Source organism: Citrobacter sp. VF227 (assembly GCF_052950715.1).
Map to the genome: position 1 here is coordinate 1 of NZ_JBRFVF010000269.1, position 512 is coordinate 512.

Sequence of the window (512 nt, forward strand, 5' to 3'; positions counted from 1 at the left end):
GGGTGGTGCCGCGGGATTCGCTGCGGTTGCAGGCCGAGGAGGCCTTCGCCGATCCGCTCTGGCGCGCGGCCTTCGGGCACGCCCTCAGCGTGCGGGCGGCCGACAACGAGCGCGACCCGGCGCGGGGTCTGGCCGGCTACGTCACCACCTATCAGGCGGTCGCGGCCGCCCCGGCGCTCCACCTCGCGGAGGCGCGGGCGCACCGCACCCTGCTGGTGGTCGACGAGGTCCATCACCTGCCGGTCCCCGGCCGCCCGGGCGCCGACGACCCCTCCGCGGAGGATGCCGAGGCCGGGGCGTGGTCCCGCGCGATGCTGCCCGTCATGGAGGCGGCGACCGTGCGCCTGTACCTGTCCGGAACGCTGGAGCGGGCGGACGGGCGGCGGACCCTCGGGCTGCCCTACCGACCCGCCGGGCCCGGCCGCGGTCCGGAGCTCGACCTCGACGCTCCCGGCCTCGCGGTGATCGGCTACTCGCGGGCGCAGGCGCTGGCCGAGCGGGCGGTGCTGCCG

At 78.3% G+C, this 512-nt stretch carries 1 protein-coding gene; it reads left to right on the top strand.

All coding sequences use genetic code 11. From position 1 onward, the window contains the following. Positions 1–512, top strand: a 512-nt coding sequence (locus ACU8YC_RS26265) for a DEAD/DEAH box helicase family protein (RefSeq protein ID WP_446896156.1), incomplete at both ends; no start/stop codon positions are given.